The 19,445-nt window shown below is 68.6% G+C and carries 24 protein-coding genes; 13 read left to right on the forward strand and 11 right to left on the reverse strand.

What is annotated here, in order from left to right:
• Nucleotides 1-4: 4 nt before the first annotated feature.
• From LR394_RS30770 to LR394_RS30780, 3 genes are all read left to right on the forward strand, one after another.
• Nucleotides 5-394, forward strand: a complete 390-nt coding sequence (locus LR394_RS30770; protein ID WP_231448098.1) for a DUF4307 domain-containing protein — start codon at nt 5-7, stop codon at nt 392-394.
• Nucleotides 395-564: 170 nt separating this feature from the next.
• Complete coding sequence (greA, locus tag LR394_RS30775) at nt 565-1,056, forward strand: transcription elongation factor GreA (RefSeq protein ID WP_231448099.1); 492 nt, start codon at nt 565-567, stop codon at nt 1,054-1,056.
• Nucleotides 1,057-1,172: 116 nt separating this feature from the next.
• Nucleotides 1,173-2,984 (forward strand): N-acetylglutaminylglutamine amidotransferase, encoded by a 1,812-nt coding sequence (locus LR394_RS30780; protein WP_231448100.1) that lies wholly within the window; start codon nt 1,173-1,175, stop codon nt 2,982-2,984.
• A 9-nt stretch (nt 2,985-2,993) separates the two neighbouring features.
• Here the strand turns inward: LR394_RS30780 and LR394_RS30785 are convergent, their stop codons facing one another.
• The 3 genes from LR394_RS30785 to LR394_RS30795 all read right to left on the reverse strand — a co-directional run bounded on the left by LR394_RS30785 (nt 2,994) and on the right by LR394_RS30795 (nt 7,697).
• The gene (locus tag LR394_RS30785; RefSeq protein ID WP_231448101.1) at nt 2,994-4,220 is read right to left on the reverse strand and encodes an AI-2E family transporter; all 1,227 of its coding nucleotides are present in this window, start codon (nt 4,218-4,220) and stop codon (nt 2,994-2,996) included.
• A gap of 71 nt (nt 4,221-4,291) precedes the next feature.
• Entirely contained in the window at nt 4,292-5,620 is a 1,329-nt protein-coding gene (locus tag LR394_RS30790) for a glutamate mutase L (RefSeq protein ID WP_231448102.1), read from the reverse strand.
• Nucleotides 5,621-6,452: 832 nt separating this feature from the next.
• Nucleotides 6,453-7,697 carry a cystathionine gamma-synthase gene (locus LR394_RS30795; protein ID WP_231448103.1) on the reverse strand — a complete coding sequence of 415 codons (1,245 nt, stop codon included), beginning with the start codon at nt 7,695-7,697 and terminating at the stop codon, nt 6,453-6,455.
• Nucleotides 7,698-7,833: 136 nt separating this feature from the next.
• Between LR394_RS30795 and msrA the strand changes: the two genes are divergently transcribed.
• From msrA to LR394_RS30820, 5 genes are all read left to right on the forward strand, one after another.
• The gene (gene msrA, locus LR394_RS30800) at nt 7,834-8,523 is read left to right on the forward strand and encodes a peptide-methionine (S)-S-oxide reductase MsrA (RefSeq protein WP_407937157.1); all 690 of its coding nucleotides are present in this window, start codon (nt 7,834-7,836) and stop codon (nt 8,521-8,523) included.
• Nucleotides 8,524-8,638: 115 nt separating this feature from the next.
• Nucleotides 8,639-8,869 carry a DUF433 domain-containing protein gene (locus LR394_RS30805; RefSeq protein ID WP_231448105.1) on the forward strand — a complete coding sequence of 77 codons (231 nt, stop codon included), beginning with the start codon at nt 8,639-8,641 and terminating at the stop codon, nt 8,867-8,869.
• Entirely contained in the window at nt 8,866-9,252 is a 387-nt protein-coding gene (locus LR394_RS30810; RefSeq protein ID WP_231448106.1) for a DUF5615 family PIN-like protein, read from the forward strand. The genes LR394_RS30805 and LR394_RS30810 overlap by 4 nt, the downstream gene beginning before the upstream one ends.
• A 259-nt stretch (nt 9,253-9,511) precedes the next feature.
• The gene (locus LR394_RS30815) at nt 9,512-9,679 is read left to right on the forward strand and encodes a type II toxin-antitoxin system HicA family toxin (protein WP_231448107.1); all 168 of its coding nucleotides are present in this window, start codon (nt 9,512-9,514) and stop codon (nt 9,677-9,679) included.
• An 11-nt stretch (nt 9,680-9,690) separates the two neighbouring features.
• Nucleotides 9,691-9,918 (forward strand): type II toxin-antitoxin system HicB family antitoxin, encoded by a 228-nt coding sequence (locus LR394_RS30820; protein WP_231448108.1) that lies wholly within the window; start codon nt 9,691-9,693, stop codon nt 9,916-9,918.
• Between the two features lie 157 nt (nt 9,919-10,075).
• Here LR394_RS30820 and LR394_RS30825 read toward each other — a convergent pair whose 3' ends face one another.
• Nucleotides 10,076-10,444: a type II toxin-antitoxin system death-on-curing family toxin gene (locus LR394_RS30825; protein ID WP_231448109.1), complete on the reverse strand. Its 369-nt coding sequence runs from the start codon at nt 10,442-10,444 to the stop codon at nt 10,076-10,078.
• On the reverse strand, nt 10,441-10,638 hold the full coding sequence (locus LR394_RS30830) for a FitA-like ribbon-helix-helix domain-containing protein (protein WP_407937159.1): 198 nt from the start codon (nt 10,636-10,638) through the stop codon (nt 10,441-10,443). Before LR394_RS30830 ends, LR394_RS30825 begins: the two co-directional genes overlap by 4 nt.
• 196 nt (nt 10,639-10,834) lie before the next feature.
• On the opposite strand from LR394_RS30830, the gene LR394_RS30835 reads away from it, so the two are divergent.
• On the forward strand, nt 10,835-11,125 hold the full coding sequence (locus tag LR394_RS30835; protein ID WP_231448111.1) for a hypothetical protein: 291 nt from the start codon (nt 10,835-10,837) through the stop codon (nt 11,123-11,125).
• Nucleotides 11,126-11,176: 51 nt separating this feature from the next.
• Here LR394_RS30835 and LR394_RS30840 read toward each other — a convergent pair whose 3' ends face one another.
• From LR394_RS30840 to LR394_RS30850, 3 genes are all read right to left on the reverse strand, one after another.
• Nucleotides 11,177-11,998 (reverse strand): undecaprenyl-diphosphate phosphatase, encoded by an 822-nt coding sequence (locus tag LR394_RS30840; RefSeq protein WP_231448112.1) that lies wholly within the window; start codon nt 11,996-11,998, stop codon nt 11,177-11,179.
• A 315-nt stretch (nt 11,999-12,313) separates the two neighbouring features.
• Nucleotides 12,314-13,039, reverse strand: coding sequence for a Clp protease N-terminal domain-containing protein (locus tag LR394_RS30845; RefSeq protein ID WP_231448113.1), 726 nt, complete (start codon nt 13,037-13,039; stop codon nt 12,314-12,316).
• A gap of 49 nt (nt 13,040-13,088) precedes the next feature.
• Nucleotides 13,089-14,204 carry a DMT family transporter gene (locus LR394_RS30850; protein ID WP_231448114.1) on the reverse strand — a complete coding sequence of 372 codons (1,116 nt, stop codon included), beginning with the start codon at nt 14,202-14,204 and terminating at the stop codon, nt 13,089-13,091.
• Nucleotides 14,205-14,275: 71 nt separating this feature from the next.
• Here LR394_RS30850 and LR394_RS30855 point away from each other — a divergent pair, with 71 nt between their 5' ends.
• A complete protein-coding gene (locus LR394_RS30855) occupies nt 14,276-14,764 on the forward strand; it encodes an Lrp/AsnC family transcriptional regulator (RefSeq protein WP_231448115.1) in 489 nt (162 codons plus the stop codon).
• Nucleotides 14,765-14,770: 6 nt separating this feature from the next.
• Here LR394_RS30855 and LR394_RS30860 read toward each other — a convergent pair whose 3' ends face one another.
• The 3 genes from LR394_RS30860 to LR394_RS30870 all read right to left on the reverse strand — a co-directional run bounded on the left by LR394_RS30860 (nt 14,771) and on the right by LR394_RS30870 (nt 16,396).
• A complete protein-coding gene (locus LR394_RS30860) occupies nt 14,771-15,187 on the reverse strand; it encodes a VOC family protein (protein ID WP_231448116.1) in 417 nt (138 codons plus the stop codon).
• A 63-nt stretch (nt 15,188-15,250) separates the two neighbouring features.
• Nucleotides 15,251-16,099, reverse strand: a complete 849-nt coding sequence (locus LR394_RS30865) for an AraC family transcriptional regulator (RefSeq protein WP_231448117.1) — start codon at nt 16,097-16,099, stop codon at nt 15,251-15,253.
• 153 nt (nt 16,100-16,252) lie between these two features.
• Nucleotides 16,253-16,396, reverse strand: a complete 144-nt coding sequence (locus tag LR394_RS30870) for a hypothetical protein (RefSeq protein ID WP_231448118.1) — start codon at nt 16,394-16,396, stop codon at nt 16,253-16,255.
• A gap of 59 nt (nt 16,397-16,455) precedes the next feature.
• On the opposite strand from LR394_RS30870, the gene yczR reads away from it, so the two are divergent.
• The 3 genes from yczR to LR394_RS30885 all read left to right on the forward strand — a co-directional run bounded on the left by yczR (nt 16,456) and on the right by LR394_RS30885 (nt 19,440).
• Nucleotides 16,456-17,979, forward strand: coding sequence for a MocR-like transcription factor YczR (gene yczR, locus LR394_RS30875; RefSeq protein ID WP_456238333.1), 1,524 nt, complete (start codon nt 16,456-16,458; stop codon nt 17,977-17,979).
• A gap of 506 nt (nt 17,980-18,485) precedes the next feature.
• A complete protein-coding gene (locus tag LR394_RS30880) occupies nt 18,486-19,145 on the forward strand; it encodes a GNAT family N-acetyltransferase (protein ID WP_231448120.1) in 660 nt (219 codons plus the stop codon).
• A gap of 22 nt (nt 19,146-19,167) precedes the next feature.
• Entirely contained in the window at nt 19,168-19,440 is a 273-nt protein-coding gene (locus LR394_RS30885; RefSeq protein WP_231448121.1) for a DUF2277 domain-containing protein, read from the forward strand.
• Nucleotides 19,441-19,445 lie beyond the last annotated feature (5 nt).

Consider the following 19,445-nt stretch of genomic DNA (forward strand, 5'->3'; position numbering starts at 1 on the left):
GCGCGTGAGCGACACCCATCTGCACGAGCGCTACGGCAAGCCGCGCACGGTGAACCGCCGGCTGGTGATCGCCGTCCTGGTGGTGCTGGCGGCCGTGGTGCTGGCGTTCACCTACTGGGTGACCGTGATCGACCGGGACAAGGTCACCTGGCAGGACCACAGCTTCGACGTGCGCTCGGCCTCCGAGGTGGTGGTCACCTTCGACCTGCAGCTGCACGCCGGGGCCGAGCGCGCGGTCTGCACCGTGCACGCCCTGAACTCGCTGAACACCGAGGTGGGCCGGCAGGACGTGGAGGTCGAGGGCGACGCCGACGGCCGGGTCCGGATGACCGTGACGATTCCCACCAGCGAAGAGGCCACCACCGGCCTGGTGAGTGGCTGCCTCGCCGCCTGACCGGCAACGTTACCGGTGGGGTGGATGAGCCGGGCGGAACCGTTCACCGGTGCCCGGCGTTGCACCCTGCACCTGCAATCCGGGCTTTCTTGTTAAGCTCAAGGTTTCGTCCCGGACGCCGTTGCCGCATAAAAGAGCGGCCTCAATGCGACCAGAAATGGAGATGCCCCGTGAGCGAGACCGGTGCTGCCGTCGCATGGCTGACCCAAGACGCCTATGACCGGTTGAAGAAAGAGTTCGAGTACCTCTCGGGCGAGGGCCGGGTCGACATCGCCAAGAAGATCGAGGCCGCCCGCGCCGAGGGCGACCTGAAGGAGAACGGCGGCTACCACGCGGCCAAGGACGAGCAGGGCAAGCAGGAGGCCCGCATCCGTCAGCTGCGTCAGCTGCTGGAGACCGCGCAGGTCGGCGAGGCGCTGGCCGACGACGGCACGGTCGCCTCGGGCAGCGTGGTCACCATCGACCTGGCCGGCGAGGAGATGACCTTCCTGCTCGGCAGCCGCGAGGTGGCCGGCGACACGGAGCTCGAGGTCTACAGCGAGAAGAGCCCGCTCGGCGCGGCGATCGCAGGCCACAAGGTGGGCGACACCACGGCGTACACCGCCCCCAACGGCCGCGAGCTCAAGGTGAAGATTCTCGAGGCGAAGCCTTTCTCGGGCTGATATTTCGTCGCTCGGCCGGTCGCCCTTTCCGGGCGGCCGGCCGTTCGCTTTTGCGGCCTTACCCCGATATCGCCGGATCAAAACCCCCGGATCGGAAAACTGGGATGATCTGAATCATGTGCGGGCTGGCCGGGGAAGTGCGCTTCGACTCGGCGCGCGCCGACATCCGCACGGTCGACGCAATGACTGCGGCCCTGGCCGACCGGGGCCCGGACGATGCCGGTCTGTGGTCGCACGGGCGAGTGGCGCTCGGCCATCGCCGGCTGCGGCTGATCGACCTGTCCGACGCCAGTGCCCAGCCGATGAGCACCCCGGAAGCCGGGCTGACCGGCGTCCTCAATGGGTGCATCTACAACTACCGCGAGCTGCGCACCGAACTGGCCGCCGCCGGGCACCGGTTCTTCTCCGACGGGGACACCGAGGTGGCGCTCCGGGCGTACGCGCACTGGGGCCCGCAGTTCGCCGAGCACCTGATCGGCACGTTCGCCGTAGCCATCACCGAAAGGGACTCCGGGCGCCTGGTTCTCGCCCGCGACCGGCTCGGCGTCAAACCGCTTTACCTGGCCGCATCGCCCGGGGTGCTGCGGTTCGCCAGCACTTTGCCGGCATTGCTGGCGGCCGACGGGGTAGACACTTCGATCGACCCGGTGGCTCTGGCGCACTACCTGAGCTTTCACAGCGTGGTGCCGGCGCCCCGCACCATCCTCGCCGGAGTCCGCAAGCTACCCCCGGCCACCGTGCGTGTGGTCGAGCCGGATGGCCGCAGTACCGATCACGTCTACTGGCGGCCGGATTTCAGCCGTAAGCCCGAACACGCGGCGTGGACCGAGAAGGACTGGCAGGAACAGCTGCTGGCCTCACTGCGGACCGCCGTGAAGCGTAGGTCGATCGCCGATGTCGAGGTGGGCGTGCTGCTTTCCGGCGGGCTGGACTCCAGCCTGGTGGTGGCGCTGCTGGCCAGCGAGCACGGGCCGGGGCTCAAGACGTTCTCGATCGGCTTCGACAGCAGCGACGAGCAACTGGGCGACGAGTTCCGGTACTCGGACCTGGTGGCGCAGATGTACGGCACCGATCACCAGCGCATCCGGGTCGGTGAGGAAGATCTGGTGCAGCCGATCGAGGCCTGCCTGGCGGCCATGCCCGAGCCGATGGTCAGCCACGACTGCGTGGCCTTCTACCTGCTCAGCCAGGTGGTCTCGGCGCACTGTCCAGTGGTGCAGACCGGGCAGGGGGCCGACGAGGTGCTCGGCGGTTATCACTGGTACCAGTCGTTGGCCCAGGTCAGCCGGGGTGCGGCGCTGCCTGCCTACGACCGGGCGTTCCTGGATCGCTCGGCTTCGGAACTGCGCGCGGCGATCTCGCCGGACCTGGAGCTGCCTGACCCGGCCGATCAGTTGCTGCGCGGGCTGGATCCGGCCCGGGCCTGGCTGACCGAGCACTTCAACCGGCCCGGGGCGCAGAGCGCGGTGGACGCGGCGATGCGGATGGACACCACGGTGATGCTGGTGGACGACCCGGTGAAGCGGGTGGATGCGATGACGATGGCGCACGGTCTGGAGGCGCGCATGCCTTTTCTGGACCACGAGTTCGTGGAACTGGCGGCGGCCTGCCCGGTGCCCTTCAAGCTGGCGCGCGGGGGTAAGGGGGTGCTCAAGCAGGCTGCCCGGGGATTGCTGCCGCGGTCGGTGCTTCAGCGGCCTAAGGGGTATTTCCCGGTGCCGGCGCTGTTTCGGTTGCAGGGGAAGCTGGTTGAACGGGTCAGGGACACGCTGGAGTCGCCGGAGGCGCGCCGGCGTGGGGTGTTCCGGCCGGAGTACGTGGCTGGGCTGTTGCGTGACCCGAACGCTGCGCACACTCCGCTGAACGGCAACAAGCTCTGGCAGCTGGCCACCCTGGAGATGTGGCTGCAGGCCCGCGGCATCTCCTGAGTGCTGCCTCTACTCCCCGCGCACCGCTTCCTGAGGCTGTTCTTCCTCCTCGTCGGTGTCGTCCCAGGTCTCCGGATCCTCGTCGTCCCGGGTCTGATCGGCCAGGGGACCTACTTGCTCCTCGCTCGGTTTCTCGTGCTGCTCCTCCGGATCCCGCCCGGCCAGGTACTCGCCGATCACGTTGACCACGGCCACGAACGGCACCGCGAACAGGGCCCCGACAATGCCGGCCAGCAGCACCCCGGCCGCGATCGCCAGGATCACCGCCAGGGGGTGCACCCGCACCGCCCGGCCCAGCAGGAACGGCTGCAGGGCGTGCGCCTCCAACTGCTGCACGCCGACCACGATGGCCAGCATGATCACCGCGTCGACGATCCCGCCCGCGACCAGGGCGACGAGTACGGCGGCGATGCCGGAGAACAGCGCACCCACGATCGGCACGAAGGCGCCCAGGAAGACCAGCATGCCCAGAGGGAAGGCCAGCGGGACGCCGAGAATGGCCGCCCCGATCCAGACCCCCACGCCGTCGACGATCGCCACGATGACGGTGGCCCGGACGTAGGCGGTGAGTGTGGCCCAGGCCCGTACCCCCGACCCGCGCACCTTCTCCCGGCTGCCCGCAGGGAACAGGCTGACCACCCAGGACCACATCCGGTCCCCGCCGGAGAGGAAGAAGTACAGCGCGAAGAGGGTGATGAACATGCCGGTGAGCACGTGCCCGGCGGTGCTGGTGACCTCCAGCGCCCCAGAGACGACATCGCTGCCGCCGTTGCCCCGGATGTTGTCCTGCAGCACGTCGACGTACTGGTCGAGCTGGTCGCTGGTCAGGTTCAGCGGCGAGCGGGCCAGCTGTTCCTGCAGTTCGCTGAGGCCCTCGGCAGCGTCGTCGCGCAGGCCGTCGAACCCGCTGACCGCCTGCTGCCCGATCAGCGCCATCAGGCCGGCCACGAACGCGATCGTGAAGAAGACGGTGAGCAGGGCGGAGGCGGAGTTCGGCAGGCCGATCTTGTTCTCGTCCCGGGCCATCGCCCGCTGAATCGGCTTGAGCAGCGCGGAGAGCATCAGCGCCACCAGCAGGGGTACGAAGATCACCTTGTACTCGGCGAAGATCCGCCAGATCAGGTAGACCGTGCCCGCGATGAGCAGGATCCGCCAGGCCCAGGCGGCGCTCACCCGCAGGCCGTGCGGCAGTTCGGCGGGGCGCACGCGGGTGGGGTCGTCCTGCTCGATGCTCACCCATCCCATACTGCCTGCTGCGCCAAGATCGGCGCGGCGACGTTCGCCCTGTGTCGTTACGGGTTCATCTCCTAGGCACTCAGCCCCGAGGCGGCCAGGCGGTGCGCTGCTTCGGGGCTGATCCGGTCGCGCAGAAGCCCTGCCGCGAAAAGGGTGTAGCCCACGTCGACGCTGATGGTTGCGGCTTCGGGAACGGCCCACCCGCCGCTGTGGTCGGTCCGGAGCTGATTGAGGACGGCGTCTCGGCCCACCTGGTCTGCGTGACGAAGAACTCCCCCGCTGCCCACCAGAACACCAACTTCACGCAACGGACGCGGGGCGGCACCTGGGTAGGTCGGGCGGCCGTGGCGGCGAACGGCGATCAGAACAGCCAACTCGGCCAGACGCTGGTCCAGATGTCTTACCCCCGGCACGGGGCTGCTCGCGTACTCCCTGAGCTGCCCTTCCGCTTCTGCCTCGATCAGCCCCTCCGCAAGCGCCGCCTCAACCACACCCGTAGCCCCGGACCTCACCCCCAGATCTCCTTCGACCGTGCGCGCCGACAGCCAGTCCCCCGCCGCCCGTTTCCTGGGCTCTTCGTCCTCCTGGTCAGACGCCGGCAGAACGGAATACACATCCGTCGTGGCCCCACCGACGTCTACCATCAGCAGCCCTCGGCCGCCCGCGAGCACCTCCACCCCACTGAGCACCGCATCTGGCGTCGGCGCGAGGACCAACTGGCGGAAGGAACGTCCATTGATCTGCGAGCCCTTCTGCGACAGGCCTTTACCCCCGATGACATGCTCCAGGAACGCTTGACGAATCGCCTCCCGCGCGGGGACGGGATCGAGCTTGCCGATCTGAGGCAGCACGTTGCCGGTGACCGTGACCTTGCGCCCCCGCCGACGTAGCTCGTGCGCGGCAGCCTCGGCCGCATCCGCGTTGCAGGCGAGCACTACGGGGACGGGCAGCCGCGCGATACCGATGCGACGGGCGTTGCCGACGACTACGTCTGCGTTGCCGCCATCGGTGCCGCCGGTGAGAACGATCAGGTCAGGACGGGACTCGCGCAGCAACTCGACGCCCTCGGCAGTCAACGCCCCGCTGCTCAGGTGCACCACCCGTCCCCCGGCCGAAAGCGCCACCCGCTGACCAGCTTCCGCCGTTACCAGCCGCTCGTGGCCGACCACCGCCAGACGTAGGCCGCCACCTGCGCTGGAGCAGGCCCGGATCTCGGCGTTTTTGGCTGCCGTGTTGATACTTTCGGCCAGCTCGGCCTGGGTGGCGGCGATGGCGGTCATGACGTCGGGCCGGGTGGTGGGGTGCTGGGTCGCGCCGAGTACCTGACCTTCGGCCGGATCGACGAGCAAGTTCTTGGTGAACGTTGAGCCGACATCCACGCAGAGAACCAGTTCCGGCATCGCGTCCTCCTGAGCGCCCGCTGTCCTTAAACAACCATTCTCGCTGCCGGATCTACCTGCGCCTGTCTACGGCAACCTTTGCTCTCCGCCACCCGGCATCAGCTGCCCGGCGCTCAAATTGCCCTACCCCAGGCGCACTCTCAGCTAGCTCGCCACTCTCGCGGGATCACCTGCACCGAGCCATCTCTCGAGCGCCATCGTCCCGCTTCCCTCGCCCGTGCCCTCGTCCCACTTCCCTCGCCCCGCTTCCCTCGCCCATGCCCTCGCCCTGCCGGATGTCGACTCGATACCCAGCCGCCCCGTCCTCAATCCCCTCCGACCGAAATGCACCCCTCCGCGCCGCACCGAGCAATCGTCGGGAAGACAAAACGACGCCATAGCGTGTTTTGTCTTCCCGATGACGCCACAGCTCGCGTGAGCCCTGGATACAGGGGCGGCCCACTCCGCCCAGCCACTCCACCCGGCCACTCCACCCGGCCACTCCACCTGCCCGCCCCATCCGGCCGCTCCATCCGACCGCTACGCCCAGCCACTCCACCCAGCCCACTCCGCCTGCCCGCTCTATCCGGCCGCTACGCCCAGCCATTCCGCCCAGCCATTCCGCCCGGCCATTCCGCCCGGCCACTCCACCCGGCCACTCCACCCCGCCCGCTCCACCCAGCCCACTCCGCCCGGCCGCTCCACCCAGCCACACCACCCGCCCGCTCCACCCAGCTATTCCGCCCGCCCGCTCCGCCCGGCCACTCCAACCGGGCGGCAAAAGCAGACAGCGTGTGAACCCGCCGCGGTACATCCGCGCCAGATCCACACGCTGTCCAAGAACGTGCCGTTGTCAGCCCAGGGCCTGCTCCAGATCGGCCACCAGGTCCGACGCGTCTTCCAGACCTGCCGAGATCCGCACCAGATCGTCCGGCACCTCGAGCGCCGACCCGGCCACCGACGCGTGAGTCATCTGACCCGGGTGCTCGATCAGCGACTCGACGCCGCCCAGCGACTCGGCCAGCGTGAACACCTGCGTGCGCCGGCAGACCTCGAGCGCGGCCTCCTTGCCCCCGGCGACCTGGAACGACACCATGCCCCCGAAGCGCCGCATCTGCTCGACCGCGGCCTTGTGGCCGGGGTGGTCGTCGAGCGAGGGGTAGAGCACCCGGCTGACCTTCGGGTGCTGCCGCAGCATCTCGACGATCTTCTCGGCATTGTCGCAGTGCCGTTCCATCCGCACCGCAAGGGTTTTCAGGCCGCGCTGGACCAGCCAGGAGTCGAACGGGCCGGAAACCGCGCCCATCGAGTTCTGGTTGAAACCGACTCGCTCGACGGCGCTTTCGCCCAGGTCGGCAATGCCGTCCATCCACGGGGCGAAGGCACTGTGCGAGACCACTGCGGCGCCCCCGACGACATCGGAGTGGCCCCCGGCATACTTGGTGGTGGAGTGCACCACGATGTCGGCACCCAGACTGAGCGGCTGCTGCAGGTAGGGCGTGGCGAACGTGTTGTCGACGACCAGCAGCGCCCCGGCCGCGTGTGCCACCTCGGCCAGACCGGCGATGTCGGCGACCGACAACAGCGGGTTGGTCGGCGTCTCGACCCAGACGAGGCGGGTCTGACCAGGCCGGATGGCCGCCCGCACCGCGTCGATGTCGACCAGCGAGGCCGGCGTGTGCCCGACGCCCCAGGGCTGAGCCACCCGGGCCACCAGACGGTAGGTGCCGCCGTAGGCGTCGTCCGGAATGACCATGTGGTCGCCCGGGCGCAGCAGCGAGCGCAGCACCGCATCCTCGGCCGCCAGCCCGGAGGCGAACGCGAAGCCGCGGGCCGAACCGTCCGGAGCCTCCAGCGCAGCCAGACACTCCTCGAGAGCCGTTCGGGTCGGGTTACCCGAACGCGAGTACTCGTACCCCACCCCGAGGCCCTGACGCAGGCCGCCCACGCCGTCCTGCGCATAGGTGGAGGTCTGGTAGATCGGGGTGACGACGGCCCCGGTGGCCGGGTCCGGCTCGGACCCCACGTGGATGGCCCGGGTCGAGAACCCGGCGGTTGACCAGCGGGGATCCCCAGGCTTGCGGTTCGGCTCGTTCACAGGTCCCAAGCTACTACCGAGCACCGACAGTTCTGGTCCGGCTCGGGCCCGGCGGCGGGAACGGATCGGGGCCACACTTGGTTGTGCAAGGCGGGAGCGGACCGATCGTTCCGCCCTACAGGACGAGGAGGACCGGATGATGTTCGGCAGCAGGCTGAAGAGCACGATGGTCGAGCGGGACAAGGCGCTGCCGGGCCGGGACAGCCGGCCGTTCACCGTGCCGGCCCGCCACGCCGTTCTCGACACCCCGCTCGAGGGCCCCTGGCCCGAGGGCACCCAGGTGGTCTACCTGGCCATGGGCTGCTTCTGGGGCGCTGAGAAGACGTTCTGGCAGACCCCCGGCGTGGTCACCACCGCGGTCGGCTACCAGGGCGGCTACACCCCCAACCCGACGTACGAAGAGACCTGCAGCAGCCTCACCGGCCACACCGAGGCCGTGCTGGTCGCCTACGACCCGGCCAAGCTGAGCCTCGACGAACTGCTGCGCACGTTCTGGGAGTCGCACGACCCGACCCAGGGCTACCGCCAGGGCAACGACCTGGGCACGCAGTACCGCTCGGCGTTCTACTGGACCACCGACGAGCAGCGCGACGCCTACCTGGCCAGTAAGACCGCCTACCAGGCCGCGCTCGACAAGGCCGGCTTCGGCGCCATCACCACGGAGTCGCGCCCGGCCGAGGACGCGGGCACGTTCTGGTACGCCGAGGACTACCACCAGCAGTACTTGAAGAAGAACCCGGCCGGCTACTGCCCCGACCACGGTACCGGCGTCGCCTGCCCGATCGGCGTAGGCGTGCTCTACGGCACCGGAGTCAAGGCCGAGTAAGTCCGGCGAGAGGTGCTGCATCCCCGCCGGGTGCGGCACCTCAGCGTCGCCCGCCGTTGAGGACGATCTGCTAGCAGAACCTGTCGGCCAGGACGATCGAGCGTAGTCTGAGGGCATGATCGTGGGACGCATCACCGTCGACCCCGGACGTATGCGGGGCCTGCCCTGTATACGGGACACCCGTGTGACCGTCACTGCCGTCCTCGGGCAACTGGCTGCCGGCCAAGGATTCGACCAGATCCTTGACGACTATCCCTACCTTGAGCAGGAAGATCTGCTCGCCGCCCTGGAATACGCGACCCTTCTCACCCAGGAGCGAGAGATCCCACTGGCCCGACCCGCATGAACCTGCTGGTTGACGCCAACCTCTCCCCTCGCCTGGCCGAAGGCCTGGTCAAGGAGGGGTTTGAGGCCAGCCATGTCATGGATCACGGCTTGCTGACTGCCTCAGACCACACGATCATGGCCTTCGCCGCCGAAGTGGGCGCCACGATCGTGTCTGCAGACTCGGACTTCGCAACGATGCTTGCCCTGTCCGGCGCCGACACACCATCCCTGGTCCTGTTTCGCTCGGCCGATGCCCTGACTGCCGCCCAGCAGTGCAGCCTGCTGGTGCAGAACCTGAAGGCCGTGGCAACCGAGATCGAGTCCGGCGCCGTCATTTCCATCAGCAAGGACCATCTGAGAGTCCGCAGCCTCCCCATCAGCAAGCGGACCAAGCGAAGCTGACCGGCAGAGAATTGCCCTATGAAGGGCAGGACTACCACCAGCAGTACTTGAAGAAGAACCCAGCCGGCTACTGCCCCGACCACGGCACCGGCGTCGCCTGCCCGATCGGGGTGGGCGTGCTGTATGGGACGGGTGTGAAGGCGGACTAGTCAGCCGACTGGCAACAAGAGGTGCTACGAGCACGGAGTCCGCGTTCCAGGATCGGATTCGGTCATTACCTCCACCTATGGTCGGTTTCATGCCGATCAAGGTGGGGGACATGGTCAAGCTGCTGGAAGCGGACGGCTGGCAACTCAAGCGCACGACCGGCTCGCACCGACACTTCCACCACCCACAGAAACCAGGCCTGGTCACCGTGGCCGGCCGACCGAGCGCCACGTTGAAACCGAAGACCGAAGCGAGCATCCTGAAGCAGGCCGGACTGTGAGAGGAGCACCTGTGAAGGGCTACGTGGTTGTGTTCGAGGGCGACCGGGAGTCAGGTTTCTCCGCCTACAGTCCCGACCTTCCGGGGGTGGTAGCTGCTGGTGACACCAGGGAAGAGACCGAGTCACTAATGCGAGAGGCCATGTCGGAGCATCTGGCGGTGCTGCGCGACATGGGCCTACCAGTTCCAGAGCCCACGCCCGCTGCTGAGGCCACGGTTCTGAACGTGTCGGCGGCCTAGCTCAGCGGCATATGTGTGCGGTGCGCGAGGACTACCGCCAGCAGTACCTGAAGAAGAACCCGGCCGGCCGCTGCCCCGACCACGGGCCAGGTGTCAAGGCTGAGTGACGCGCCCAGCCGTGTCCGCTTCAAAGCGGGCACGGCTGGGGATCAGGCGGCTACGAACTCTTGAGCCGACCGGCGATCACAGCCAGATCATCGAGTTCACCGGCAGCGATGGCCATCACCAGGTCGAAGGCGTCATCGTCGGCCGGCGAGAGCTCCTCACCGTTCTTGGCACAGAAGACGTAGGTCCCCAGCCACGCCAGCCGCTTGTTGCCATCGACCAGTGGATGGTTGGACACCAGCGAGTGCAGGAGCGCTGCCGCCTTGGTCAGCAGGTCCGGATAGGCCTCCTGACCGAACATCCCGGCCCGGGGCCGGTTCACCGCAGCATCCAGCAGACCGAGGTCCCGCACCTGGACCGGGCCACCGACGGCGTACCGGGAGATCAACAGGGCCTGCTCAACGCTCAGGTAGCGGATCATTCGCCGAGACGGCGCAGCAGATCGGCGAACTTCGTGGCACCCGCAGCGGCAAGCTCTTCGGTCTGCGCGTCGTCGTCGGCCCGGAGCAGGTATTCGCTGATGGCGGCCTGGGCCACCTGCTGCATACTCCGGCCCTCGCGCTCGGCCCGGCGCCGAAGGGCCTCGGACTGCGCATCATCAAGACGCAGGGTCATCGCCATGGCCAACATGATACCAATGTGATACCGCCAAGCCCAGGGCTATGGCAGCGGATCGCACCCAATGAAAATCCCGAGCCGGGAAGCGATTTGGGCCGGGTCGTCAAGCCTGCTACCGCCCACCACTTCTCCATTGCGGCCCAAGATGCAGCCCAAGGCACCACATGTCAGCTTTGACCACATGTTGTCGCGCATGCCCCGAGCCCGCGTCGAGTTCACCCGTCTCGGCGCCTGGCTGGTCGGCATCGCCACGCTGGTCATCCTGGTCGGCGGGGTGGTCACGGTCGGCTCGCTGTGGAACACCACGCAGGACGATCTTCCCGGCCGCATCTTCATCATCGTCTGGCTGGTGCTCTTCGTCGCCTTCGGCCTGAACAATCTTCGGGTCTGCTGGCGCCGCAGTTCCACCACCGTCATGCCACCCGGATTCCGGATGGACGTACGCACCCCTCTGGTCACCGTCACCCCGATCGACAAGCCCTAGAAACGCCGGAAGGGCCGCCCGGTTCCGGGCGGCCCTTCCACGAAACACCGATCAGGTTGCGGAGATCACCCCGGCGCTCAGCGCACCGAGCAGCACCAGGCCGAGGATGATCCGGTAGACGACGAAGACGTAGACGCTGTGACGCTCCACGAACTTCATCAGCCAGGCGATGATCACGTAGCCGACCACGAAGGCGACCAGGGTGGCGACCACCATCTGCGGCACCCCCGGGCCGTCCCCGGCGGTCACGTCCGGCAGGGTGAACAGGCCGGAGGCCACCACTGCGGGGATCGCCAGCAGGAACGAGAAACGCACGGCCACCGCGCGCTTGAGGCCGATCGCCAGGCCGGCGGTGATCGTGCCGCCCGAGCGCGAGACGCCCGGGATCAGCGCCATCGCCTGGGCGAAGCCGAGGATGATGCCGTCCTTCATGGTCAGCCGGTCGAAGTCGCGCTCCTGCTTGCCGAACTTCTCGGCCAGGCCCAGGAAGATGCCGAAGACCACCAGCATGGTCGAGACCAGCCAGAGGTTACGGGCGGGCTCCTTGATCATGTCCTCGAAGAGCAGGCCGAGCACACCGATCGGGATGGTGCCGAGGATGACCATCCAGGCCATCTTGTACTCCTGGGTCTGGCGCAGGTGCGGGGCGACGAAGCCCTCGAGCCAGGTGACGAAGAGTTTCCAGATGTCCTTGGCGAAGTAGATCAGCACGGCCGCCTCGGTACCGAGCTGGGTGACGGCGGTGAAAGCCGCGCCCGCGTCCCGGTCGAAGAACACCTCGGACACGATCCTCAGGTGTCCCGACGACGATACGGGGAGGAACTCGGTCAGGCCCTGCACCAGACCGAGGACGATCACCTCTATCCAGCTCACGGTGCTGTGTACCCCTTCGTTCCGGCACACGACGCACCGTTGCGGTACGAGGGCGCCTACGCGAGACCCCCGGCGGCGTCGCCAGGGATTGCTGTCCTGTCGCGCACCGCGTGAGCGCAGAGGGATCCCCGCGGGGACGGTGGCCAGCCGACCATACACGCCCGGACCGATCGTCAGGCAAACTCGCCGAATGCCCCGAAAATGCCCGTGAGACGGCAACCGTCACGCACAACCCCCGATTCGGCACTCCCCTCCCGGAGCCGGATCGCCGCCGGATCGTGACCAGGTTCTAATCTTGGCGCCCGGATCGTGAGATCACTGCCCGGGCTGGAGCTCTTCCAGGGCCTGGGCCACGCCGGTCTCGGCATCGGCGAGCGTGACCCCCAGCGAACCGAGCAGCCCCTGCCCGTTCTCGAACTCCAGCAGGGCCAGCAGGATGTGCTCGGTACCGACGTAGTTGTGGCCGTAGCGAAGCGCAGTGCGCATGGTCAGCTCGAGCACCTTCTTGGCCGCTGCGTCGTACGGCACCAGATCCGGCGCGCCCTCCACCCGGGCCGGCAGGACGGCCTGGGCCGCCTCGGTCAGCCGCTCGACCGTGATGCCCTGGCCTGCCAGCACCTTCAGGGCCAGCGTGTCGGGTACCGCGGCCAGTCCCAGGAGCAGGTGGGCGGGCACCATCACGTCGTTGCCGGCCTTCTGCGCCGCGGTGTGGGCCTGCAGGATCACGGTGCGGGCCCGGGGCGTGAACCGGTTGAAACCTTCGTTCGGGTCCATCGCCGCGGAGTCCCCCTTGGCCACGAACCGTTTCTGGGCGGCCTGCTTGCTCACCCCGATGCTGTTGCCGATGTCGGTCCAGGACGCTCCGGACCGGCGGGCCTGGTCGACGAAGTGCCCGATCAGATGATCGGCCACCTCGCCCAGGTAGTCACCGACCAGAACCGCGTTGGACAACTGCTCCAGCGGGTTGTCGTGGACCTTCTTGATGCCCTGGATCAGATCGTCCAGGCGCACACTCTGGGTTGCCGAACTGGAATCCGTCATGCGTCAACCTTAGGTTGACGATTTGTTGTGCGTCAACCGCTGGTTGACGTCAGGCGGCCCGGGTGAACATCGGCTGACCGTCGCGCTCGAGCACCTCGTCCGCCAGCCCCAGTGCGTCCGGGAACAGGTGCAGTCCCGGGGCAGGCCGAGCCACCTGACGCGGAGGCAGAGCCGTCGAACCACTACGAGCACCAGCAACGGACGTCCGTGGGCCCGACACCCGGTAGCCCGCCGGTTGCGCAGTGGCCGGGGAAACCGCGACCGGGACCCGGCTCGTCCGGGACTGGTAGACCGTGCCGATGTAGATGCCCACCAACAGCGCCAGCCCACCGGCGACCTGCCCGCCGCCCAGCGGCTCGCCCAGGACAACGATGGCAATGGTGGTAGCAACAAGCGTCTCGAGGTTCAGGAAGACTCCGGCGATGTGCGGCTCGACCCCGGTCTGCCCGTAGGCGAAAAGGGTGAAGGGCAGCACGGTCCCGAACACGCCCAGCGCCAGTGCGGCCAGCAGGGCGCCGGTGTCCAGCCCACCCACCCCGGGCGTCGGCACGGACTCGGTCAGCAGGGCGAAGGGCAGCACGGCCACCGCCGAGGCCAGGAACTGCGCCGTGCTCACCGCGACCACGTCCTGCCCGGGCAGCAGCCGGGCCTGGAGGATGGTGAAAACCGCGCCGATCAGCACCGAACCCAGCACGATCAGGTCTCCGGTCAGGGTCGCGTCGCCGCCTCCGGCGCCGGCCACCACCACGATGCCGATCAGCGACAGGGCGAAACCGACCCAGGCGATCGGGCCGACCCGGGCACCGTTGAAGATCACCGCGAGCACCGCCACGATCACCGGGACCGAGCCGAGCAGCAGCGCCGCATGGGTGACGCTGGTGCGCTCCAGGCCGATGTTCTGCAGCAGCACGCAGGCGCCGTACCCGAAGGCGCCGTAGGCCCACAGCGCCGGGCGCACCTTGCTCAGCCGGGGCCGGACCACGGCCACGATCACCAGGCCGGCCACGGCGAAGCGGAACACCGTGAGCCAGGCCGGGCCGAAGCCGGCGAACGCGGCCTTGCTCAGCGGGACCGTGGTGCCCCAGGTGATACCGGCGATCGTCAGCGCGGCGAGGGCTGAGGTGCGGCGGTCGGAGAGGAGGGAGCGCAGACGAGCGGGGAACATGGTTGACATCGTCCGCTGCACACATAGATAAATCGGGCACTCGCCGAAGTTGCCAACTATTGTTTGGCGCCATGGCGGTTGAGCTTGACGAAATTGACGTAAAACTGCTCACGCAGCTGCAGCAGGACGCCGATCGGACGAATCTCGAGCTGGCCGAACTGGTCGGCCTCTCCCCCGCCGCCACCCTGCACCGGGTGCGGCGGCTGAAGGAGAGCGGCGCCATCCGGATCATCAGCGCCCGGGTGGATGCAGCCGCGGTCGGCTTCCCGCTGACCGTGTTCATGTCGGTCACCACGCCCAACCCGCGGGCCACCGAACGGTTCGAGCGCGAGGTGCGCGAGCTGCCCCAGGTGATCGCGGCCGACACGGTGGCCGGCGAGATGGACTACTGGCTCACCGTGGTGGCGCGGGACGTGGAGGATCTGGAGCACACGCTGACCCGGATCGCCACGCACGGCGGCGGGCGGGTGGTCACGTACCTGCGCCTGAAGCAGCTGAAACCGCCCACGCCCCTGCCGCTTCTGCCGAGCACGGCGGCCCGGCAGAGGCGCAGGGCGTGAACCCGGTCAGCGGGACTTACGGGGTTCGCCCGGATAGGTACCGAAGTACCAGGTGTTGCCCTCCGGGTCCTGGGCGGCGAAATCGGTCGAGCCGTAGTCGGTCTGCTTCAGCTCGACGGTGATCTTGGCGCCGGCCGAGCGGGCCCGCTCGATCAGCTGCTCGATCCCCTCCGGCACCACCACATAACAGCTGAAGCTGCCGATCGGGGTGATCGGCTTGTTGTCGTCGCGGGCCGAGCCGAGCATCACCCCACCACCGGGCGGCCAGCTCAGCTCGGCATGGTGCACCACGTCGCCGTCGCCGTACACGGCCGTCTCCTCGAAGCCGAAAGCCTTGACCAGGAAGGCGATCAGGCCGCGGGCGTCGCGGGCGGTGAAGGTGGGCCAGACGGCAGGCGGTGGGGCAGTTGGCGTTTCGGTCATGATTCCTCCCGAGTCGAAAGCCCTCCCGACGGGCGGGCACGCGTTCACTGTGCCGCAGACCACTCAGCCGGTCTTGAAGGTTTCGGAAAGCTCCGGGACCCAGCCGTTACCCAGTTCCTCGGCCAGCCAGCGACGCGGCGAGAGCCCGGCCATCTCGGCGAACTCCCGGCTCAGGTGGGCCTGGTCGGCATACCCGCAGTCGGCCGCCAGCCGGGCCAGACCGGCCTGCGGGCCGTTCAGCCGATGCACCAGCAGGCGCCGGGCCGCGTCGAACCGGGCCACTTTGCCGGCGGCCTTCGGGCTGAGGCCGATCTCGGTGGTGAACCGGTAGGCCAGGTTGCGGGTGCTCCAGCCGACTTCGGTGGCCAGCTCGGCCACTCCGATGCTGCCTCGCGCGGTCAGCAGCAGGTTCCAGGCGTGCACCACTTCGCGCGGTGGACCCTTGAACGCCAACCGACCCGTGAAGAACCGGTCCAGGACGGCAAAGCGCTCAACCCACGACACCGCCGCCTGCAGGCGCTCGTGCACCTCTACCCCGTCCCGACCGAGCAGTGTGTGCAGGGTCAGGTTCTCCCCGGCGAGCGCTCCGCCTGGCAGGCCAAGCAGAGCCCGGCAACCCAGTGGCGAGAGCGCTACCTGTATGCCGGATTGAGCCCCCTGATGCACGATCACCGCTGGGGAGCGATGCAGGCCTCCGATGTAGGTGTCATAGCTACCCCCGGGATGGCCGTCGGGCAGGGCCGCGGCCACCATCGGCTCGTCGAGCGTGAAGATCAGCGTGAGCCAGGGCGAGGGCAGCCCGCGATGCCGGCCGGGCGCTACGCCACGCTGCCGGTAGCCGCTGTACCAGGCGATATACGGACGTAGGGCGGCCGCGGGAGCTTGGTGCAGGTACTCGTCAACAACCTCCACATCTACATCCTGGAGCCGAACCGCGTCGGTGCGCACACCTGGGGGCACCTCCCGGCCCCCTGGGACTGGGGGACCGCAAGCAAAAAAGTCGCGAGCCCCCGGGTGGGGACTCGCGACGGGGCGAGTAAGGGCGGCGCCGGCTCAAGGCGCCCCTCAGCCGCAGTTCATCCCGCGGCCCTCGTGCAGTGGGTGAGTGGGGACGAAGCGGTCCGGGTCGAGCTCTCGGGAGTCCTGGCCCAGCCAGGGGGCGAGGGCGATGGTCGCGGTCAGCAGCAGAAGCACAATGAAGAAGGCCATACGTCCATTGTCGCCTCCGTGGCCTTGCATCACATAGCCAATCTCTACAGACTGGCCCCATGCCTCCCGCTAAGAAGCAGCCAATTCAGCAACGTGGCCGAGTCAGTGCTCGTGAGCTGATGCCAATGCTGACCGACTGGCGGGTCTCCAACGAGGGCGTCCCGGGCTATCGGGCGCTCGCCGACCGGCTGCGTCTGCTGGTCCTGGACGGGCGTCTGCCGGTGGACACCGTGCTGCCCTCCGAGCGCACCCTCGCCGAAGCCCTGCAGACCAGCCGCACCACCACCACTTCGGCCTACCGTCTGCTGCGCGAGTCCGGGTTCGCCGAGGGCAGTCAGGGGGCCGGTACCTGGACCACGCTGCCGCGCGACAGCAAGCTGGAGTCGCCGATCTGGCCCGAGCACCTCAGCGGCGAGGCCGAGCCGTCCGGCCCCAACGGCGACTTCTCCTCCGCCGCGCTGGAAGCCCCCGCCGAGCTCTACCCCGCCTACCAGGCCGCCCTGGCCGAGCTACCTCGCTTCCTGCCCGGCAACGGCTACGTCACCGCTGGCCTCCCCCTGCTGCGCGAGCGCATCGCCCAGCAGTACACGGAGTCCGGGCTGCCCACCACCCCGGAGCAGATCCTGGTCACCAACGGCGCGCTGCAGGCGCTGCACCTGGTGCTGGACGTGGTGATGGAACGCGGTGACCGAGTACTGGTCGAACACCCCACCTATCCCGCCGCCGCCCAGACGATCCGCGACTCCGGAGGCCGCTGCGTCCCCCTGCCGATCGAGGACGGCTGGGACATCGCGCGGATGAGCACGCTGCTGCGCCAGACCGGGGCCCATCTGGCCTACCTGATGATCGATTTCCACAACCCCACCGGCCGCCTGATGGAGGAGTCCGAGCGGCGGGACCTGGGCGCGATGATCGCCGACACCGGCTGCCGGATCATCGTGGACGAGACCATGCGCAACCTCGACCTGCGCACCACGCTGCCCGCCGCCCGTGCCGGCAAACCCGCTCCGGCGCCGCTGCCGATGCCACGCCCGCTGGCCGCCTTCGCCCCGGCGGAGCACGTCATCACCCTGGGGTCGGCCTCCAAGACGTTCTGGGGCGGTCTGCGGATCGGCTGGATCCGGGCGTCGCAGCCGCTGATCCGCCGGCTCGCGCTGGCCCGCGGCAACGAGGACCTGGGCGGCCCCCTGCTGGAGCAACTGGCTACCGCGCACCTGCTGGAGAACCTGACCCCGATCCGACTGCACCGCCAGCAGTTGCTGGCCGAGCGGGCGGTCGCGCTGCACGACGCCCTGCGAGAACAGCTGCCGCAGTGGAAGGTTCCGATGCCGCAGGGAGGTCTTTCGCTGTGGTGTCAGCTGCCGGAGCCACGTAGCTCGCACGTGGCCGCGGCGGCCCGGGCAATGGGGATCTGGCTGACCCCGGGGCCGCGGTTCGGTCTGGACGGAGCGTTCGAGTCGCGGATCCGGCTGCCGTTCGCCCGGCCGGCTCAGGACCTGCTGCCGATGACCGAGGTGCTGGCCCAGGCCTGGCATTCGCGGGGCCGGGCGCATGCCTTCGACGACGACATGACCACGGTGTAATTCCCTTCCCGGTGGGGGCACAACTTTCCGCAATCCCTGGAGTCGCCCGCACCAGCGCCCGACCGGCAGACCCACCCCCATCGCTGCGATGCACCCGCGCAGCCCCTACCCAGTGCTATGGCACAAGGCCCGGCCACGACTGCTCGCGATGTGTCAAGGTGGTCCATCCGGTACCAGGTGTACACCTCATCGGAGTGTCCCAGCCCAGCCGCTCACGGTCCGGGACTGGTCCCCCCTTGCCCAGTGCGGTGACCACAAATCTTGACCGGGTCAACTCCGCCCCCACAGTAGGCATGGACTTCAAAAACACACTAGGGCCTGTCCTGTGGATCCTGGCCGTAGCGAGGAGGTGCCCGGGGCGTCGGCTGGGCGTGGCCGGTGGGGCCCCTCGCAATGGTTTTGCGTGGGGCCACGCCGGACGCGTCCAGACGGCGTCCCGGGTGCCCCGCAGTAGGCAAAGATCCACAGGACAGGCCCTAATACGGATGCTTCGAGAAGGAGTAACGGTGAGCAGCTACACCCCGCCCGTGGACGAGCGGCCCGACGACACCCCCTGGCCGGCGTTGAAGTGGCCGATTGCCGACGCGGTGGTCCTGTCCGGCGGTTCGGTCACGTTGACGAAGTTCACGGCTGCGGATGCGCACGAGCTCTTCGCCGCGCTGGACCACGAGGCGGTCTGGGCGCACGTTCCGGGCCGGCCCGCCAGCGCCGAGCAGTTCGGCGCCTCGATCGCTGAGCGGGTGACCGAACGGGGCGATACGGCCTGGGTGGTCAGGCTCAGCGAAGCGGTGGGTGGGCTGGCTGCCGGAGCGGTGGTGGGCACGACCTCGTACCTCGACGTGGTGGTGGGAGCAGCCCGGCTGGAGATCGGCTGGACCATGTACACGCCGGCGGTGTGGGGCGGGCGGGTCAATCCCAGCGCCAAGTTCCTGCTGCTGCGGCACGCCTTCGAGGAGCTGGGCGCGGGCCGGGTGCAGCTGAAGACCGACATCCGTAATCACCGTTCGCAGCGCGCGATCGCCCGGCTGGGGGCCCGGCCCGAAGGGGTGTTGCGGCGCTATCAGCCCCGGGCGGACGGCACCATGCGGGACAGCGTGCTGTTCTCGGTGATCGCCGAGGAGTGGCCCGCGGTGAGTTCCGGGCTCCAGGAACGTCTTAACCCGTAAAGCCCTACGGCAGGAGCAGAGCATGTGCCGCAACATCCGTACCCTGGCCAACTTCGAGCCGCCGGCCACGCACGACGAGGTCGGCGCGGCGGCGCTGCAGTACGTGCGCAAGATCGCCGGCACCACCGCGCCCTCGAAGGCCAACGAGGAGGCGTTCGCCCGGGCGGTCGCGGCGATCACCCAGATCACCGACGAGCTGCTGGCGGAGCTGGTCACCACCGCGCCGCCGAAGAACCGCGAGGTGGAGGCGGCCAAGGCACGGGCGCGGAACGAGGCCAGGTTCGGGCCCCGCTGACAAAT

The organism is Kineosporia babensis (assembly GCF_021129305.1).
Lineage (GTDB): Bacteria > Actinomycetota > Actinomycetes > Actinomycetales > Kineosporiaceae > Kineosporia > Kineosporia babensis.

What these genes read in the sequence shown, in the direction of transcription:
- yczR (WP_456238333.1), top strand. Translation starts at nt 16,456, where the DNA reads ATGCCTCCCGCTAAGAAGCAGCCAATTCAGCAACGTGGCCGAGTCAGT.
- LR394_RS30790 (WP_231448102.1), bottom strand. Translation starts at nt 5,620, where the DNA reads ATGCCGGAACTGGTTCTCTGCGTGGATGTCGGCTCAACGTTCACCAAG.
- LR394_RS30850 (WP_231448114.1), bottom strand. Translation starts at nt 14,204, where the DNA reads ATGTTCCCCGCTCGTCTGCGCTCCCTCCTCTCCGACCGCCGCACCTCA.
- LR394_RS30825 (WP_231448109.1), bottom strand. Translation starts at nt 10,444, where the DNA reads ATGATCCGCTACCTGAGCGTTGAGCAGGCCCTGTTGATCTCCCGGTAC.
- LR394_RS30860 (WP_231448116.1), bottom strand. Translation starts at nt 15,187, where the DNA reads ATGACCGAAACGCCAACTGCCCCACCGCCTGCCGTCTGGCCCACCTTC.
- LR394_RS30810 (WP_231448106.1), top strand. Translation starts at nt 8,866, where the DNA reads ATGAACCTGCTGGTTGACGCCAACCTCTCCCCTCGCCTGGCCGAAGGC.
- LR394_RS30870 (WP_231448118.1), bottom strand. Translation starts at nt 16,396, where the DNA reads ATGGCCTTCTTCATTGTGCTTCTGCTGCTGACCGCGACCATCGCCCTC.
- LR394_RS30845 (WP_231448113.1), bottom strand. Translation starts at nt 13,039, where the DNA reads ATGACGGATTCCAGTTCGGCAACCCAGAGTGTGCGCCTGGACGATCTG.
- LR394_RS30815 (WP_231448107.1), top strand. Translation starts at nt 9,512, where the DNA reads ATGGTCAAGCTGCTGGAAGCGGACGGCTGGCAACTCAAGCGCACGACC.
- LR394_RS30780 (WP_231448100.1), top strand. Translation starts at nt 1,173, where the DNA reads ATGTGCGGGCTGGCCGGGGAAGTGCGCTTCGACTCGGCGCGCGCCGAC.
- LR394_RS30805 (WP_231448105.1), top strand. Translation starts at nt 8,639, where the DNA reads ATGATCGTGGGACGCATCACCGTCGACCCCGGACGTATGCGGGGCCTG.
- LR394_RS30885 (WP_231448121.1), top strand. Translation starts at nt 19,168, where the DNA reads ATGTGCCGCAACATCCGTACCCTGGCCAACTTCGAGCCGCCGGCCACG.
- LR394_RS30835 (WP_231448111.1), top strand. Translation starts at nt 10,835, where the DNA reads ATGCCCCGAGCCCGCGTCGAGTTCACCCGTCTCGGCGCCTGGCTGGTC.
- LR394_RS30830 (WP_407937159.1), bottom strand. Translation starts at nt 10,638, where the DNA reads ATGACCCTGCGTCTTGATGATGCGCAGTCCGAGGCCCTTCGGCGCCGG.
- msrA (WP_407937157.1), top strand. Translation starts at nt 7,834, where the DNA reads ATGATGTTCGGCAGCAGGCTGAAGAGCACGATGGTCGAGCGGGACAAG.
- LR394_RS30855 (WP_231448115.1), top strand. Translation starts at nt 14,276, where the DNA reads ATGGCGGTTGAGCTTGACGAAATTGACGTAAAACTGCTCACGCAGCTG.